Raw genomic sequence first — 17243 nt, forward strand, 5'->3', positions numbered from 1 at the left:
CAGTCATGACTGTCACGACGGAGATCGCGGACGACTCCACCACAGCAGACCAGGCGTTGCGCCACCTGCGCACCGGTGGCTCACTGCTGTGGCGCGGGGACTTCCACAACGGTCGGCAATTGCTGAAGGCCGTGGACCGTCGGCTGAGCCGCAGGGCGGGGAAGAGGACGGTGCCCCGGGACGCGGCGTCGCAGTTCCTCCGGCAGCGCGCCGACCGTGCCGAACGCGCCGACATCCTCGGGCGCATCCTGGTGGAGCTGGGGGAGGGCTACACCCTGGACCTGCGTCGTGCCCCCGACGTCCGCGACGCGTGCCGCCACGCCTACGGTGCAGATCGTCCCGACGGCCCCACGACGCTGCCGTTCACCGAGCTGCAGGGCGTGCTCGGGGCGTGGCAGTGGCATCAACGGGGGGTCTGGATCGACGAACTCGGTGACCACGTCTACCCGGACTACGGTGTCTTCTCGCCGACCAGGAGCGAGTACATCGGCCTCGTCGCCCGTCTCGCCGCCCGCCGTGCCGACGGGCTCGCAGGGCGGGACGTCCTGGAGATCGGGACGGGGACCGGTGTCCTCGCCGCCGTCCTGGCACGTCACGGTGCCACGGTGACAGCCACGGACGTCAGCGGGCGGGCCGTGGTGTGCGCACGTCGCAACCTGGAGCGGTGGGGATGCGCGGCACAGGTGCTGGAGGCCGACCTGTGGCCCGGGGAGCACCGTGCGGACGTCGTCGTGTTCAACCCGCCGTGGTTGCCGGGGACGCCGACGTCGGATCTGGAACTGGGGATCTACGACGCGGACTCCGGCGCCCTGCGGCGTTTCCTCGCCGGACTGGCCGACCACCTGACCGACGGCGGTGAGGGCTGGCTCGTCCTGTCCGACCTGGCGGAGCACCTGGGACTGCGGAGCCGGGAACAGCTGGAGGAGTGGATCGCCGACGGGGGCCTGCGGGTCGTCGGCCGCGAGGACACCGCCCCGCGCCACCCCAAGGTCAGGGACGCCGACGACCCGCTGCACGTCGCACGCTCCCGCGAGGTCACGTCGCTGTGGCGGTTGGCCGTCTAGCGGCGTTTCCTGCGGTAGTAGACCTGGCGTCGCACCCGAGCGACGGTGTCACCCTGCTCGTCGGTGACGTCCACGTCGAACCAGTGCAGGTACTTCGCGCCGTCGGCGGTGCGGTCCCTGATGAGGTCGTAGGTGGCGTCGTCGATGCGCATGTCGGCGGTGATGGTGCCGCGCCCGGGTTTCACGAAGTCGATTTCCGCCCTGATGTCCCACACGTTGTAGTCACGGCCGAGGCGGGCCATGGAGGCGAGCATGTAGAACGGGTCGGTCATCGACAGGATCGTGCCGCCGAACGCCGTGCCGACGGCGTTCTTCGTCAGGCGTCCGGGACGGTGGGTCACGACGACGCGGGAGCCGTCGTCGGCGAATTCCCGGATCTTCACGCCGGCACCGAGGAACGGCGGCCAGTACTGCATGAACGTCTTGAGCTGCTTGGGGGAGAAAGCCATGTCCTGTGTGTACCACGATGGACAACTTGTTTCCTATGTTTTGGTGATCCGGAACGGAACATCCGGTGAACAGTCGTCGACGACAGGCCCGTACGCACGGCGGACCTGGCCTGGCGAGGTTACGGTCATCGGCGTCAGTGCACCGACCGTCACCAGGAGACCCATGCCCCGCCTCGCCGCCACCCTTCTCAGCCTCGCCACCCTCGCCGTCGCCACGGCGCCGACCGCCGTGCCCGCCGCCGTGGCGGACGGACCGACCGGCAGTACGGGCGCCCAGGGGTTTTCACAGGAGTTCGCCCAGGAGATCCCCCACGAGATCTCACCCGCGGACAACCTCCCGTCCACCTTCGACCTGCAGGCACACCGCGGCGGACGTGGCGAGTACACCGAAGAGTCGCGGGCGGCGTTCGAGCACGCCCTCGATCTGGGGGTGACCACCCTGGAACTGGACATCCACCTGTCGAAGGACGGCGTCCCCGTCGTCTGGCACGACGCCTCCGTCCAGGCCGACAAATGTACCGGCGACCACGTCGGCCAGGACGTCCACGATCTCACCTGGGCGCAGCTGCAGACCCTGAACTGCAACCTGCCGTTGGCGGACTACCCCGATGCCGTCCACGCCGAGGACAACCGGATGCTGCAGCTCGCCGACGTCTTCGACCTCGCCGCGCGCGACCCGCAGGTCCACTTCAACATCGAGACCAAGATCGAGGCGGAGGCCCCGGAACGCTCCGCCCCGGCACAGGAGTACGTCGACGCCATCCTGGACACCGCCGACGCCGCCGGGGTCACCGACCGTGTCGCCGTGCAGTCCTTCGACTGGTCGACGCTGCCCCTGGTGCGCGAACGTGCACCGCAGGTCCCGCTGGTCGCGCTGTGGGACGAGACGACGTGGACCGCGGAGTCGCCCTATCTCGGGCCGGTCGACTACGCACGGGTCGGTGGGGACGTTCTGCTGGCAGCCCGCCAGCTGGGCGTCGAGGTGCTCAGCCCGGACCACACGTTCGCGGAGCCCGCGGAGTTCATCGCCCGCGCCCACGCCGCCGGTTTCCGTGTGGTGCCGTGGACGATCAACGAGACCGGTGACATGGAGGAGTACCTCGACGCCGGGGTCGACGGGATCATCACCGACTACCCCACGCGGTTGGCGGGGATCCTCGAGGAGCGGGGCGTCACGGCCCGTGCCTGAGCCGTCGCGAGTGCCGGTCCCCGTGCCGAAGCTCCTGCCGAACCTCCTGCCGAACCTCCTGCACGGGCAAGATCGTCGAAGCATGCCTGCGCCCCTGCGCCGCGGGGTACTCTCCTGGGCATGTTGAGTGTCAAAACCAAAACTGTCGCCCTGCTCGCCGCCGCCGCGGTGGTGGTCACAGCCCCGACTGCGGCGGCCGAACCGGCGGCGTCGTCCACCTCCGCCACACCCGCCAATTTCGTCGACGCCTTCGTCCAGAGCGTCCACGACCCTCAGCGGTCGCCGGCCGGGGCCAATGACTGGGGCTGCACTCCGGACGAGGACCACCCGAACCCGGTCGTGCTGATCCACGGCACCTGGGAGAACGCTTACGACAACTGGTCGGGACTGGCCCCGCAGCTCGCCGAGGACGGGTACTGCGTCTTCGCCCCGAACTACGGGCGCGCCGAGATCCTCGACAAGGGAGGGGTCGGAACCGTGCTGCCGAACACCTTCGGCACCGGCGACATCGCCGCCTCCGCCGGGGAGGTCGCGACCTTCGTGGACCGGGTCCTGGAGACGACGGGGGCCGACGAGGTCGACCTCGTCGGGCACTCCCAGGGTGGACTGCTCGCCCGCCAGTACCTGGCGTTCAACGGCGGGGCCGCCAAGGTCGGCAAGGCGGTGACCCTGGGCGCGACGAACCACGGCACCACGTTGTCCGGTATCGCCAACCTCAACCGGTTCATCGGGGGTCTCGGCCTGGACCTCGACCCGGCGCTCGACTACGTGATCGGCGAGGCGGGGACCCAGCAGCAGTACGGGTCACCGCTGCTCACCCGTCTCAACAAGGACGGCGACACCGTCCCCGGAGTGGACTACACCGTGGTGGGGACGAAGTACGACGAGGTCACCACCCCGTACGACTCGACGTTCCTCACCGCCGGTGAGGGGGCGACGGTCACCAACGTCACCGTCCAGGACGGGTGCGCACAGGACCACTCGGACCACATCTCGATGTCGTACTCCCCGCGGGTCGTCGACATCGTCCGGGACGCCCTGGACCCCGGCAGTGTGCCGGACAAGCGCTGCACACCGAACTCGCCGATCATGGGTGGTGGCACGGTGGAGTTCACCGAGGGGTTGACCGGTCCGTTCGGGTGGTTGTCGGAGAACACCCGTCCTCTGTAGCGAGGACGACCTTATTTTTCCGAATGTGATGTATTTATGTTCGATCCCTGATAGATTGCGGCCTATGAACAAATCGAAGAGCATTTTCATCTCCGGCGGGGCCGCCGGGATCGGCCGTGAAGTGGCACTGAAGTTCCGCGACGCCGGCTGGACCGTCGGAGCCTACGACATCGACGAACAGGGGCTGGAGCTGCTCAAGGAGCAGTACCCCGACATCATCACCGGACGTCTCGACGTCACCGACTACGAGTCCTGGGAGCAGGCGCTGGCCGACTTCACCTCCCACACCGGCGGCAAGCTCGACGTCCTCGACAACAACGCCGGCATCATCGGCGACCACGACGTCGCCGAGCAGGCCCCCGGCCTGATTGCCAAGCAGATCGAGATCAACTGCACCGGCATCACCTTCGGTGCCCGTGCCGCCCACCCGTACCTGAAGAACACCAAGGGCTCGCACATGGTGTCGATGGGGTCGGCGTCCGGCATCTACGGCCAGCCGCACATCACCCCGTACTCCGCGTCGAAGTTCTACGTGCACGGCTTCACCCAGGCGATGAGCCTGGAGTGGCGCAAGGACAAGATCCGCGTGGTCAACATCATGCCGCTGTGGGTCAAGACCCAGCTCGCGGACGTGGAGGCAGCATCCACCAAGCGTCTCGGCGTGCGGATCAAGACCGAGGACGTCGCCAACGCCGTGTGGAAGTCCGTGCACCCGAAGAACTGGCTGGAGCGTCAGCGCCAGGACTACTCCGTGTCCTTCCCGGACCTCGCTCTGCGTCTGGCAGCGCGTTTCTCCCCGGCGCCGGTGTCCCGCCAGTTCAACAAGATCATCGCCGGCTGACCGACGCCGGAGTTGTGGGGGGGACCAGGACAACGACCATGACAACTGTCACGGGGAAACCGTGACAGCGGAGCGGGGTACAGGCTGCGGTGCCACGGTTGAGTGGGGGTATGAACACACCACGTACCGCAGCAGTACACACCGAGCGGTTGGGCAAGACCTTCCGAGGGACCGGTAACCGTCGGGTCACCGCTCTGGACGGCGTTGACCTCACCGTCGACCGGGGCGAGATCGTGGCCCTGCTCGGCCCCAACGGGGCAGGCAAGACCACCCTGATCGACCTCGTCCTCGGACTGACGAAGCCGACGACCGGTACGGTCACCGTGACAGGGGGAACCCCACGACAGGCCGTCACGTCCCAGCGGGTCGGGGCGGTGATGCAGACCGGGGGACTGCTGCCCGACATGACCGTCGAGGGGACGGTGGCGATGATCGCCGCGACACTGACGCACCCCCGTCCCGTGGCAGAGGTCCTGGAGCACGCCAAGCTCACGGACATGCGCCGACAACGGGTGGGACGGTGTTCCGGTGGTGAGCAGCAGCGGCTGCGCTTCGCCCTCGCCCTGCTCGGCGACCCCGAGCTGCTCATCCTCGACGAACCCACCGCGGGGATGGACCCCGCCAACCGGCAGGAATTCTGGGAGTCGATGCGTGTCCAGGCCGACCGCGGGGTCACCGTCCTGTTCGCCACCCACTACCTGCAGGAGGCGCAGGACTTCGCCCGACGCATCGTCCTGCTCGACGCGGGCGCGGTCATCGCCGACGGTACCCCCGCCGAGCTCCAGGACGGTGACGTCGTCGTCGAGTACGACCTGGACGGACACCACCGGGTGACCACCACCGCGTCCGACGATCTCGCCCGCGACCTGCTCGCCCGCGGAGCGACGAACCTGCGGATCTCCGCACAGACACTGGAAGACACCTTCATCCGGCTCACCGGGAACGGGAGTGAACAGTCATGACCACCACCCTGCACTTCGCCCTCCACGACCTGCGCCGCCTGTACCGCGACGGTGCGATGCTGTTCTTCTCCATGGGACTGCCGGTCCTGTTCTACCTGGTCTTCGGCCAGGCCATGGGTTTCGGAGACGAGCCCGTCGGGACGGGGAACGTCTCCGCCTACATCATGGTCGGCATGGCCCTCTACGCCGGTGTGACCGGTGCGGTCGCCGCCGCCGGGCAGATCGTCGTGGAGAGCACCACCGGCTGGGGACGCCAGCTCGCGCTCACCCCGTTGACTCACGGACAGCTGCTGGCGTCGCGCCTGCTCGGCATCACCATCCGCTCGGTACTGCCCGTGGCGGCCGTGTTCACCGTCGGCGCGGTGACCGGGGCGTCGATGCCCGGTACGGCGTGGGCGACGTCCTTCCTGCTGTGTGTCGTCGGCGCGATCCCCTTCGGCTTCTACGGGATGACGTGGTCGCAGATGTGGCCGACGGAGACCTCGGTGAGTATCGCGGGGACCAGCATCGTGGTCCTGGCGTTCCTCGGCAATCTCTTCATGCCCCTGCCGGAGACGATGATGACCGTCGGACGCTTCAGCCCGCTCTACGGTCCGGCATCCCTGGCACGCTCACCGCTGACCGAGGGCTACCAGTCGGTCTCGTACGATCCGGGCCTGGTCCATGACCCGCTATGGTGGGCGGTAGTGAACTTCCTGGCCTGGTCGGCGGTGTTCATCCTCATTGTCCTGGCACTGCACAACCGGGAGAAGGGTCGGCGATGAAGAACTTCGACGGTTCCTCCAGCCTGATGGCGTCCATCTGGCTGGTCGTCCTCGTCGTGCCGGCGGTCGTCCTGGTCGCGGTCGAGGGTGTCACGGTGCGTACCGTCGCCGGGATCGTCCTGCTCGTCGTGTTCAGTGGGGTCTACGCCGTCGCGTTCGGGATGATCGACCAGTGGCCGCGAACGTTGACCATGCCGCGGCGGTACCTGTTCTGGTTCGGAGTGCTCGCCCTGGTCGCGGCGGCCACCGCGGTGGTGATCGGCTCCCTCGCGGCGTTCCTCGTCCCCTTCTTCGTCGCCATGCTCGCATTCCCTCTGCCGCCGGCACTCAGCCTCCCGGCGGTGGCGGTGCTGGTGCTCGGATCGACGGGGCTGGTCTACCTCACCGAACCCGACGCGATGCCCGGTGCCCTGGGTGGCACACTCGTGTCGCCGTTGATGGTGTACGCCGTGGCACTGGTGACCCGCCGCTACGAGGAGAAAGCGCACCTGGAGCATGAGCTCGCGATCTCCCGGGAACGCGAGTCCATCGCCGTGGACGTCCACGACCTGCTGGGCCACTCGCTGACCGTGGTGACCCTGAAGTCCGAACTGGCCGGCCGGTTGATCGACACCGACCCTGCTGCGGCGAAGGACGAACTCGAGCAGATCACCCGACTGTCCCGGACGGCGCTGGCGGAGGTGCGCTCCACGGTGACCCGGATGCGCTCACCGGACCTGGCCGGGGAGGTCGAGGCCGCGCGCCGGGCGTTGACCACCGCCGGTATCGAGGCCGTCCTGTCGCCGGACGTGTCGGTGGCCGGTGTGAACGCCCACCTCTACTCGTGGGTGGTGCGTGAGGGCGTGACGAACGTGGTCCGGCACTCCCGGGCGCGGCGCTGCGAGGTGGTGATGACCACCGACCGCGTCGAGGTCACCGACGACGGGGTCGGGTGCGCCGGAGACGGGCACAACGGAGACTGGGGCAACGGGGACTGGGGCAACGGGTTGTCCGGACTGCGTCGCAGGGTGGAGGACGCCGGCGGCACGCTGACGGTCGGCGCGGGGCCCGGGGGAACGGGGACACGGCTGGTCGTGTCCATGACGGGAGAATCATGATCCGCGTACTGATCGCCGACGACCAGGACCTGGTCCGCGGTGCCCTGGCTGCCCTGCTCGGCACCGAGGACGACCTGGAGGTCGTGGCCCAGGTGGGACGTGGCGACGACGTGCTCGCGGCGGTACGGGAGCACCGGGTGGACGTGGCCCTGCTCGACATCGAGATGCCGGGCATGACCGGGATCGAGGCGGCGGAGGAGCTGCAGGCGGCGCAGGACGTGGCGTTCTGTCGCCCGGTGATCGTCACGACGTTCGGCCGTCCGGGTTACCTGCGCAAGGCGCTGGCCGCCGGCGTCAGTGGTTTCGTGGTGAAGGACACCCCGCCGTCGCAGTTGGCGGAGACCGTGCGCCGGGTCCACCAGGGACTGCGGGTGGTGGACCCGGCGCTGGCGGAGGAGTCCCTGTTCACCCCGGACTCGCCACTGACCGACAGGGAGGTCGAGGTCTGCCGTGCCGCCCGCGGCGGTACCGGCATCCGGCAGATCGCGGCGGAGCTGCACCTGTCCCAGGGCACGGTGCGTAACCACCTGTCCTCGGTCATCGGGAAGACCGGGGCGTCGAACCGTTTCGAGGCGGTGACCGTCGCCGATCAGAACGGGTGGCTGTGACGGGAGGCGACCGCCACGACCACCGTCGTCGCCACACAGACCACTGCGCCGACGACGAACACGGTGACGTAGCCGACGAGCGGGGCGACCAGTGCGATGACGAACGGCATGAAGAACCCCAGGTAGGTCAGCGCGTAGAACACGGCGGTGAGTGACCCGAGTTCCTCCGGTGCGGCGATGCGCTGCACCTCCCGCAGGCCCGAGACCATCATGATGCCGTAGGCGGTACCCAGGACCACCGCGGTCGGGATGAGGAACCACACCGCCTCCGTCGTGACGACGATGAGCGCCGCGCCCATGCCGAGCACGGTGGTGCCCAGGGCGTACAGCGGCGGGGTGACAGGTGCCGTCGCGGGGAGCCGTCCGGCCCAGGGCTGGACGAAGGTACCGGTCAGCATCGCCACGCCGGCGATCAGACCGGTGTACGCCACCGGCGCGGACACACCCGAGGCCACCAGCGGCGGGAGGACCGCGAAGGACGTCGTGGCCAGACCGAACGCCCACGGTGCCCACAGTGCGACGGTGAGCAGGAAGCGGGGGCTACGCGCCGTCGGCGGGAACCGCAGGCGCGCGTCGGAGCGTCGGTCGGCCTCCGGGGTGACCCAGACCAGGGGGGTCAGAACCACGATCATCGCCAGGTGGAGGATCAGTGGTGTCGTGTCCGGACCCGGCAACCACTCAGCGACCGGGCCGCTGACCAGGGGACCGATGCCGAAACCGGCGGAGGTGGCCGCGGTCGCGCGCCGGGCGGCGGCACCGGAGGGACCGCCGGTCTCCACGGTGACCTCCTTGAGCCACGAGGCGCCCGCGGCGAGCACCAGGCCGACGGCGACGCCGGTGAGCATACGCCCCGCGGTGAGTAGGACGGGACCCCCGGCCGAGGTGGCGGCGAGATGGGCGGAGAGCGTGACGGCCGTCCCGACCGCGGAGAACACCAGCGCAGGACGGACGACGGCACGTCGGCCCCGACGGTCGGACAGCGGCCCGCCGACCATGAGGGCGGGGATCAGCCCCAGCACGTAGACGGCGAGGATGAGGTTCACGGGTGCCTGGCCGAGGCCGTGCACCTCGCGCATCACCGGCAGCAGCGGGGCGAAGAGGTTCGCGCCGTAGGAGACCGCGAACATGCCCAGGGCGATCCGCACCCAGGGTGGAAGTGTCATGCCTCACATTCTGGCATAAGCTTCGGATACTTTCGGATACTTATGGGTGCCGGGGGAGTGGTCAGCCGACGACGAGGGCGTCCTCGGCGTCGCCGCGGGTGCACTGCTCCGGCACGCCTTCGAGATCGGTGATCGGCACGGTCACGGCCTCGACGTCGATGGTCTCGCCGACGTGCACGGCATCCTGGCCGGGAAGGGTGACGGCGGGGCGACCACCCTGGGTGACGATGTCGGAGTCCGCGGGAATGACGAGGGGGCGGGGAGCACCGTCGTCGTTGAACCCGACCACGGCGAAGCAGGACCCCTGCCCGGTGACGAGTCGACCGGAGATGTTCTCGGTCTCACCGTCGGGAGCGTCGTCGGTGGTCAGTGCGATGGGGCCACTGCCGGACGCGGAGACGGCGAGGTGGCCCTCCGGGACCTCGGGTTCGGAGGTCGCTGAGGGTTCTGCGGCTTCCGTGGTCACCGTCTCCGTCACGGTGTCGGCGGCGGCGCTGGTGCTTTCGGTGAAACTGGGTTCGGTGGTGCCGTCGTCGTCACTGCAGGCGCTCAGGGCGCCGAGGCTGAGGACGGCAGCCAGGGCGGCTGTGACGGCGGCGCGGTGTCGGTTCATCGTTGTTCTTTCTCCACGTCGGGGTACATTCAGGTGCCTCCAGGTCTACCAGGTTTATTAGGTCGTCCGGTCGACCAGGTCGAATGCGGCCCCGTCCTCAGGGAACCAGGGTCCTGACCCACGCACGTGTGTCCGCCGGGTCGATGACCTCATCGAGTTCGAAGGTCATCGCCGCGTTGACGGCCCGTCCCTTCGCGTAGGCGTCGTCGAGCAGTGAGGTGAAGAGTGCGTCCCGGTCGGCCCCGTCCACCGCGGCGAGTTCCTTGCGGTAGCCCAGGCGGACGGCACCCTCCAGCCCCATGGCCCCGATCTCGCCGGTCGGCCAGGCCACGGTGAACTGCGAGGCGCGGAAGGACCCGGCCGCCATGGCCATCGCACCCAGCCCGTACGCCTTGCGCAGGATGACCGTCCCGGTCGGCACCGTCAACCTCGCACCGGCCACGAACATCCGGCCGAAGCGCCGGACGGTCGCCTCCTTCTCCGACTCCGGTCCGACCATGAACCCGGGGGTGTCACAGAAGGACACGACCGGCAGGCGGTGGGCCTCACAGAGGGTGAGGAAGTCGGTGAACTTGTCGGAGGCGGCGGCGTCGATGGCACCGCCGAGCGAACCCGCCGCGTTCGCCACGACACCGTAGGGCTGTCCCTCGACTCGGATCAGGGCGGTCACCGCCCCGGTTGCGTAGTCGGGGCGCAGCTCGAGCACCGAGCCCACGTCGGCGACGGCGTCGATGGCCGCGCGCATGTCATAGGCACGCAGCCGGTCCTCGGGAACGACGTGCCGGGCCAGTCGCGGATCCGGCGCCTCCCAGTCACCCGTCCCCGAGGCACCGAAGTAGGAGAGGTACTGCTGGGCCAGGGCGACGGCATGGGACTCATCGTCGGCGGACAGGTGGATGACACCGTTGCGCCGCTGGACGTCCACCGGGCCGATGTCCTCGGGTCGGTGTGCGCCGAGGCCGCCGCCCGCGATCATCGCGGGGCCACCCATGCCGATGTTCGCGTCCGGGGTGGCGATGACCGTGTCGCACACCCCGGCCAGGGCCGCGTTGCCGGCGAAGCACCGGCCGGAGACGACGGCGACCAGCGGTACCTTCCCGTTCAGCGACGCCAGGGAGCGGAAGGTCCCGACGTCGAGTCCGACCCCGACGACGTCCGTGTCGCCGGGACGCCCGCCGCCGCCCTCGGCGAACAGCACGACAGGTAGGCCGCGCCGGGTAGCCACGTCGATGAGGCGGTCGGTCTTGGCGTGGTTACGCGCACCCTGCGTCCCGGCGAGCACGGTGTAGTCGTAGGAGAGCACCGCGGTCTCCCGGCCGTCGACGGTGGCGACCCCGGTGACCATGCCGTCGGCGGGGGTGTTGGCGATGAGGTCCTCCTCGCTGCGGCGGGAGGCCTGGGCAGCCACGGCCAGGGCACCGTACTCGACGAAACTGCCCTCGTCGACGAGGTCACCGATGTTCTCTCGCGCGCTGCGGCGACCGCGTCCGTGGAGCTTCGCCATCGCCTCGGCCCGCGCCTCGTCGAGGACACCGGCATGACGGTCCCGGATCAGGGTGAGGTCGTCACGGGTGGCGTCGAGATCGACGGCCTCGGCGGCGGTGGCGTCGGCCCCCGATGTCCCGGGACGCAGGACGGCGACGGGGTCACCGGCCACGACGGTGTCTCCGGCGGAGACGAGGATGCGGGATACTGTCACGTCCTGACCTGTGGTGACGCCGTGGTGCATCTTCATCGCCTCGAGCAGGATCACCTCCGCGCCGGCGGCCACCGAGGTTCCGTCGTCCACGGCCTGGACGACGACACCGGTCATCGGTGCGTCGAGGGTGGTCTCCCCGGGCTCCAGGTCCGGTACCGCGGCGGAAGGGACGGTGGTGTCCTCCGGGGCCGGTGCGGTGGCGGACGGGTATGCCGCGTATGTCGCGGCGGTCTCGACCAGGTCGGGGAGACGTCGGGCGAGGTAGGACGTCGGCACCGCTCCGGCACGGAACTCCCCGTCGTCGAGGACGGCGCGCAGGAACGCCGTGTTCGTTGCGACACCCGCGACGGTGAATTCGGCCAGGGCGGCGGAGGTCTTGCGGGCCGCGGTGTCCAGGCCGCCGGTGCGGGTGTGGGCGATGACCTTGGCCAGTAGGGAGTCGTAGCGGGGGCTCGGGGTCAGGCCGGTGCGGCCGAAGGTGTCGACCCGGATGCCCGGCCCGGTCGGTGGGGAGAACACGCGTAGGGTGCCGGAGGACGGTGTGGTGGAGCCGTCCGTGGACATGGTCTCCATGTTCACCCGCGCCTGGATCGCTGTACCGAGGGCGGTCGCGGGGGACCCGCTCACTGTGGTGTCGGCGGCGCCGGTGGCGGTGACACCGTCCGGCAGGTCCAGGTCATCCGTCGCGGTGCCCAGGGCGATGAGGAGCTGGAGCGCCACGAGGTCGGTCCCGGTGGTTTCCTCGGTGACGGTGTGCTCGACCTGCAGGCGCGGGTTCATCTCCAGGAACACCGCGCGGTCGCCGGAGACGAGAAACTCCACGGTGCCTGCACTCCGGTAGTCCACGGCAGCCCCGAGGCGGACCGCCGCCTCATGCACCGTCCTGCGCACGGCGTCGTCCAGCAACGGGGCGGGGGCGATCTCGAGGAGTTTCTGGTGGCGGCGCTGTACCGAGCAGTCACGGTCCCCGAGCGCGCGGACGACCGTGGCACCGGAGTGGTCGACCCCGCCGATGATCTGGATCTCGATGTGACGGGCATCGGGCAGGAGCTCCTCGGCGAACACGGAGTTGTCGCCGAAACCGGCCTCGGCCTCCGCGGCGCAGGCGGAGTACGCCGCAGCGACGGCGTCCGGGTCGATGGCTCCGCCGTCGGCGCGGAGTTCGCGCATACCGCGTCCGCCACCGCCGGCGAGAGCCTTGATCATGACACCGTCGCGCCCCTCGGTGAAGGCGAGCACCTCGTCCAGGCTGCTCGGGCCGCTCGTCGCGGGCAGGACGGGGACGGATGCTGATGCGGCGAGTTCCCGGGCGGCGGACTTGTTACCGCAGGTGTCGAGGACCTCCGCGGACGGGCCGACCAGGACAAGACCTGCCCGGTCGCAGGCGCGGGCGAATTCGGCGTCCTCGCTGAGGAACCCGTACCCGGGGTGCACAAGCACCCGGTCTGCCCCGTCTGTGGCTCCGCCTGTGTTACCGGCCGCGACCCCGACGGCCACCAGTGCCTCGCGGTCGAGGTAGGCACCTGGGCCGGCCCCGTCCAGGGCGACGGCGTCATCGGCGGCGGAGACGTGCGGCGCCGCCGCGTCGTCCTGTGCGTAGACGGTGAGCGTACGCAGGCCCATCTCACGGGCGGTGCGGATGATGCGCAGGGCGATCTCGCCCCTGTTGGCGACCAGGACGGTGGTGGTCATCAGCGGTTCTCCCCGGTCTCGAACAGGTCGCCCTTGCGGATCTTCCCGGTGGCGGTCATCGGCATCTCGTCGATGATTGTCACGACGGGCACCTTGTACCCGGCCATGTTCAGCGCCGCCCAGGAGTGCAGGGCCTCCTCGCCGGCGGTGTCGTGCCCGATGTCGGCGTCGTCGGTGAGCGTGACGAAGGCCGCGGCGACCTGGCCCTTCTCCGGATGGGACCGGGGTACCACCGCGGCGGTCGCGATGTCGGGGTGCAGGCGCAGGATCGCCTCCACCTCGGCCGGGAACACCGACATGCCGTTGGTCTTGATCATCTCCTTGTTCCGCGCGAGGTAGTGCAGTGCACCGCCCGCGTCGATGCTGCCGACGTCACCGGTGCGCAGCCATTCGTCCAGGAAGGCCTCCGCCGTGGCTTCCGGATTGTTGTGGTAGCAGGTCAGGACCGACGGGCTGCGGAGGATGATCTCTCCGGACTCACCGGGAGCGACGGGTTGGCCAGCCTCGTCGACGATGAGGATGTCGGTGCCGGGCAGTGGCATCCCGCAGAACACCGGATCACTGTGCAGGTCGGCGTCGTCCTCCTGGAAGCCGAGGGTGAAGGTGTCGAGGGTGTGGGTCTCGGTCATACCGTAGGACGCCTCGCGCAGTGTCTGACCTGCGGCCTCCCGCCAGCGTGCGCGGATCGCCGGATTGAGTTTCGTGGCGAAGGAGATGCCGAGGACGCTGACCAGGCTGCTGACCTTCTTCCGGTCGAACTGCGGATGGTCGAGGATCTCCAGGTCGTTGTCGACCATGCCGGTGAGGTCCGTCGCCCGGTGACGTTCCACCGCATCCAGTACGGCGGTGGCGTCCCACCGCGTGAACAGGATCGAAGTTCCGCCGTTGACCAGGGGAAGGAGGATCCCGAGGTCCTCACCGGCGATCCAGAAGACCGGGAGGAAGGCGATGGCACGTACGGGGTGCTCACCGACCTGGCGTCCGGTTCCCACGGTGCCCGAGGCCGCGGTGTAGAGCATGTGTCCCTGGGTGTGCTCGCAGCCCTTCGGCAGCCCCGTGGTGCCACCGGTGTAGTTGAGTGCCGCCAGTGCGTCCGGGTCACTCGGACGACGTGGCGCGCGGTCCGAGGAGATGATCTCTCCCCAGTCGGCGCTGGTGCCGGGGGCGACCGGGAACGGCGGAGCCACCGGCGGGGTGTCGGTCAACATGTCGCTGAGCCCGGTGGTCGCCACGTGGCGGACGGCGGTGTCCGGTCGGACGGCGTCGACCAGATCGGCCGACTCGACGTCGGTGAGCAGGACGGTCACCCCGGCGTCATTGAGTTCGTGGCGGAGCTCGTGCTCACGGAACAACGGGTTGATGGGCACGTGCACGGCACCGGCCTTGAGGATGCCGAGCATGGCGATGTTGAACTGGGGACAGTTCGGCAGATGTACACCCACCCGGTCGCCGGGCTGCACCCCGTGGGCCAGCAGCCAGCCGGCGAAGCGGTCGGACAACTCGTCGTACTCGGAGTAGCTGACCGTCCTGCCGTAGAAGATGATCGCCTCGTCGTCGGGGCGGGTGTCGGCCCAGTGCCACAGGTACTCGACGATCCCGTCGGTCCCGGCGGGATAGCTCACGGTGCGGGGCACCTCGGCGGGCCAGTTACTGTCCTGCACGGCGCGGACCTCGGCGAGCGCCGCTTCGAGTGTGGTGGTGTCGGTGGGTCCGGTCATGGGGTGGACTCCTCGGAGTGGTCGTGGTGGTGGTGGGGGATTCCCAGCAGGCGGAGGTACATCGCTGTGACGGCGGTGACGACATCGTCGCGTTGGCCCGGGTCGGCGAGAACGACATCGGCGTAGGCCGCCACCATCCCGCCGGTCGCACGTGCGATGGCTTCGGGGGATGCTGCTGGATCGGCGCGGCCGGCGGTCACGAGCCGTTCGATGTACCGGGCGGTGCGGCGCAGCGACCGGTCCTGGGTCTCGGCGTACAGCGCCCTCATGTCGGCGTCGGCGAGTGCCTGGTGCTCGAGGACCGTGAGAAAAGCCAGGTTGTCGACGTAGGCGTCGAGGTAGGCACCGACGGTGGCAGCGGCGACAGCCCCGGTGTCGCTGTCGTCGAGGTCGGTGAGGTCCTGGGCGGCGAGGAACCGGTCGCGGACGTCGTGGGCGAGCACGGAGAAGACGTCCTTCTTCGAGGAGAAGTAGACGTAGAACGTGGCGCGGCTGACGCCGGCGGCGGTGGTGATGTCGCTGACGGTCATCCTGGCGTAACCGCAGTCGGAGACCACGGCGCGGGCGGCAGTGAGCAGTGCCCTACGGGTGGTGCTGTCGTGCCGACTCTTCTCGGTGCGGACCGACCATTCCCTAGCCTGTGGTGTGTCCATCGTCACATCATCGTTGACGTTGACATCAGTGTCAATAGATTGGGGGTACTACATTCCAGAGGAGGGTCGGGTTCGGGCCCCGAAGCGGGGGCGGCGTTGGTTTGTCGCCGACTGGCCACCCTGGGGTGTTCGTCCCGGGAAGGGAGTCGGGGAGAGCTGCATCATCTGTTCCGTGCTGGTCGCTCGGATCGCCATCGTTATCGATAATGAAAAACTACGCGGGCTCACTCAGGCGGCAGGGGACAGGGAACTCCTGATCACGCCCCCAGCAACCGACGCAGCACCTGGACCACGCCGTCCTCGGTGTTGGCCGGGGCGGTGTAGTTTGCCGCGGCGGTGATGCCGGGGTGGGCGTTGGCCATGGCGAAGGACAGGTCGCCTTCCCCGATCATCTCCAGGTCGTTGAGGTAGTCGCCGAAGACGGCGGTGTCAGCCCGGGAGACACCCAGTTCCTGCTGCAGGTCATGCAGGGCGGTGCCCTTGTTGGCGTCGGCACGCATGATGTCGATCCAGTTCGCCCCGGAGATCACGACCGCATTGGTGTCGTCGACCTCGGGTGCTGCGGCGTCCTCACCGGTGAACAGGCCCGGGGCGGCGTCCTCGGAGGATCCGAAGCAGAACACGGCGACCTTCACCACCGGGGCGTCCACCGTGGTGAGGTCGTCGACCTGCTGGAGGGAGTGGTAGTATTTCGCGGCCTCGTCGAGGAACTCGCGGTCGGTGCTCTCCACGTAGGCGACCTCAGGGGTGCAGATGACCAGCCCGAGACGACGGTCCGTCCCGCGTACCGCGGAGATGCACTGCTGTACGGTCTCGTCGGACAGGGGAGAGGTGGCGACGACCTCGTCATCGTGGACGACGACGGTCCCGTTCTCCGCGAGGTAGGTCCGGATCCCGTGGTCACCGAACATGTCGTGCAGGGTGGCGTGCTGACGCCCGGACGCGGGCACCACGACGATGCCGCGGTCCTGCATCACCGGCAGGAGCTCCCAGAACCCGTCGGGGACGCTGCCGTCCGCGCGGAGCAGGGTGCCGTCCATGTCGAGCACCACCAGTCCGAGGTCAGGGGTAGGGGAGAGGTCGTGCCAGGACGCGGATGTGGCCGTGGTGGAGGATTCCGTCATGGGTCCATGGTTCCATATCAGGCCTGCACTGACGGCACCGCAGGAGCATTCGCCGACGGGCGGACGGCTACGGCCGTCATGCGCTCCACGGCCCGTCCGGGTTGTTGAGTCCGACGACAACAGGGGCCCGAATCATGACCAGCGTATATACCCCCTGGCGCATACCCCCGGGAATCGTGGTATGTCAGAGGGGAAGGTAAGGTCAGCATGTGCGGAGAGTGATGTCTTACGCACGAAGATGCACCAGCATGCATTATGCCTTTCGGGCGGCGACGCGCACCCCGGGATATACGGTCCCTGGAGTGCGCGTCGCCTTTTTGTTTCAGTAGGCCTATTACCTGTGCAAATAGGGTGTCAAGCCCCCATTATGGGGGTACGTAGTATCCCGTACGTAACGCTCTCAGGAACCCCGTCGGTAGTGTACGTGGAGCAACGCG

General features: G+C 68.9%; 15 protein-coding genes. 8 read left to right on the forward strand and 7 right to left on the reverse strand.

From position 1 onward, the window contains the following. Window positions 1–5 precede the first annotated feature (5 nt). A complete protein-coding gene (locus PQI66_RS11845; RefSeq protein WP_339998531.1) occupies window positions 6–1064 on the forward strand; it encodes a methyltransferase in 1059 nt (352 codons plus the stop codon). Here PQI66_RS11845 and PQI66_RS11850 read toward each other — a convergent pair. Further along, window positions 1061–1513 (reverse strand): DUF4442 domain-containing protein, encoded by a 453-nt coding sequence (locus PQI66_RS11850; RefSeq protein ID WP_339998533.1) that lies wholly within the window; start codon window positions 1511–1513, stop codon window positions 1061–1063. The two genes, PQI66_RS11845 and PQI66_RS11850, sit on opposite strands and share 4 nt — an antisense overlap. 163 nt (window positions 1514–1676) lie before the next feature. Here PQI66_RS11850 and PQI66_RS11855 point away from each other — a divergent pair, with 163 nt between their 5' ends. The 7 genes from PQI66_RS11855 to PQI66_RS11885 all read left to right on the forward strand — a co-directional run bounded on the left by PQI66_RS11855 (window position 1677) and on the right by PQI66_RS11885 (window position 8144). Continuing rightward, window positions 1677–2702 carry a glycerophosphodiester phosphodiesterase family protein gene (locus PQI66_RS11855; protein ID WP_339998535.1) on the forward strand — a complete coding sequence of 342 codons (1026 nt, stop codon included), beginning with the start codon at window positions 1677–1679 and terminating at the stop codon, window positions 2700–2702. 120 nt (window positions 2703–2822) lie between these two features. After that, window positions 2823–3872, forward strand: coding sequence for an esterase/lipase family protein (locus PQI66_RS11860; protein ID WP_339998536.1), 1050 nt, complete (start codon window positions 2823–2825; stop codon window positions 3870–3872). Window positions 3873–3936: 64 nt separating this feature from the next. Next, complete coding sequence (locus PQI66_RS11865; protein WP_339998537.1) at window positions 3937–4713, forward strand: SDR family oxidoreductase; 777 nt, start codon at window positions 3937–3939, stop codon at window positions 4711–4713. Between the two features lie 110 nt (window positions 4714–4823). Beyond that, window positions 4824–5675 carry an ABC transporter ATP-binding protein gene (locus tag PQI66_RS11870; protein ID WP_339998539.1) on the forward strand — a complete coding sequence of 284 codons (852 nt, stop codon included), beginning with the start codon at window positions 4824–4826 and terminating at the stop codon, window positions 5673–5675. Then, window positions 5672–6439 (forward strand): ABC transporter permease, encoded by a 768-nt coding sequence (locus PQI66_RS11875; protein WP_339998541.1) that lies wholly within the window; start codon window positions 5672–5674, stop codon window positions 6437–6439. Before PQI66_RS11870 ends, PQI66_RS11875 begins: the two co-directional genes overlap by 4 nt. Then, window positions 6436–7536 (forward strand): sensor histidine kinase, encoded by a 1101-nt coding sequence (locus PQI66_RS11880; protein ID WP_339998544.1) that lies wholly within the window; start codon window positions 6436–6438, stop codon window positions 7534–7536. Before PQI66_RS11875 ends, PQI66_RS11880 begins: the two co-directional genes overlap by 4 nt. Continuing rightward, the gene (locus PQI66_RS11885) at window positions 7533–8144 is read left to right on the forward strand and encodes a response regulator transcription factor (protein ID WP_339998546.1); all 612 of its coding nucleotides are present in this window, start codon (window positions 7533–7535) and stop codon (window positions 8142–8144) included. The genes PQI66_RS11880 and PQI66_RS11885 overlap by 4 nt, the downstream gene beginning before the upstream one ends. On the opposite strand, the gene PQI66_RS11890 is transcribed toward PQI66_RS11885, so the two are convergent. The 6 genes from PQI66_RS11890 to PQI66_RS11915 all read right to left on the reverse strand — a co-directional run bounded on the left by PQI66_RS11890 (window position 8126) and on the right by PQI66_RS11915 (window position 16806). Continuing rightward, a complete protein-coding gene (locus PQI66_RS11890) occupies window positions 8126–9307 on the reverse strand; it encodes an MFS transporter (RefSeq protein WP_339998547.1) in 1182 nt (393 codons plus the stop codon). The genes PQI66_RS11885 and PQI66_RS11890 overlap by 19 nt on opposite strands. Window positions 9308–9368: 61 nt before the next feature. Continuing rightward, window positions 9369–9920: a hypothetical protein gene (locus PQI66_RS11895; protein ID WP_339998548.1), complete on the reverse strand. Its 552-nt coding sequence runs from the start codon at window positions 9918–9920 to the stop codon at window positions 9369–9371. A gap of 97 nt (window positions 9921–10017) precedes the next feature. Next, on the reverse strand, window positions 10018–13311 hold the full coding sequence (locus PQI66_RS11900) for an acetyl-CoA carboxylase family protein (protein ID WP_339998549.1): 3294 nt from the start codon (window positions 13309–13311) through the stop codon (window positions 10018–10020). Beyond that, entirely contained in the window at window positions 13311–15029 is a 1719-nt protein-coding gene (locus tag PQI66_RS11905; RefSeq protein WP_339998550.1) for an AMP-binding protein, read from the reverse strand. Before PQI66_RS11905 ends, PQI66_RS11900 begins: the two co-directional genes overlap by 1 nt. Then, window positions 15026–15682, reverse strand: coding sequence for a TetR/AcrR family transcriptional regulator (locus PQI66_RS11910; RefSeq protein WP_339998551.1), 657 nt, complete (start codon window positions 15680–15682; stop codon window positions 15026–15028). Before PQI66_RS11910 ends, PQI66_RS11905 begins: the two co-directional genes overlap by 4 nt. Before the next feature lie 257 nt (window positions 15683–15939). Continuing rightward, window positions 15940–16806 carry an HAD family hydrolase gene (locus PQI66_RS11915; RefSeq protein ID WP_339998552.1) on the reverse strand — a complete coding sequence of 289 codons (867 nt, stop codon included), beginning with the start codon at window positions 16804–16806 and terminating at the stop codon, window positions 15940–15942. Between the last annotated feature and the right edge of the window lie 437 nt (window positions 16807–17243).

It is taken from the genome of Corynebacterium sp. USCH3 (assembly GCF_037619475.1).
Lineage (GTDB): Bacteria > Actinomycetota > Actinomycetes > Mycobacteriales > Mycobacteriaceae > Corynebacterium.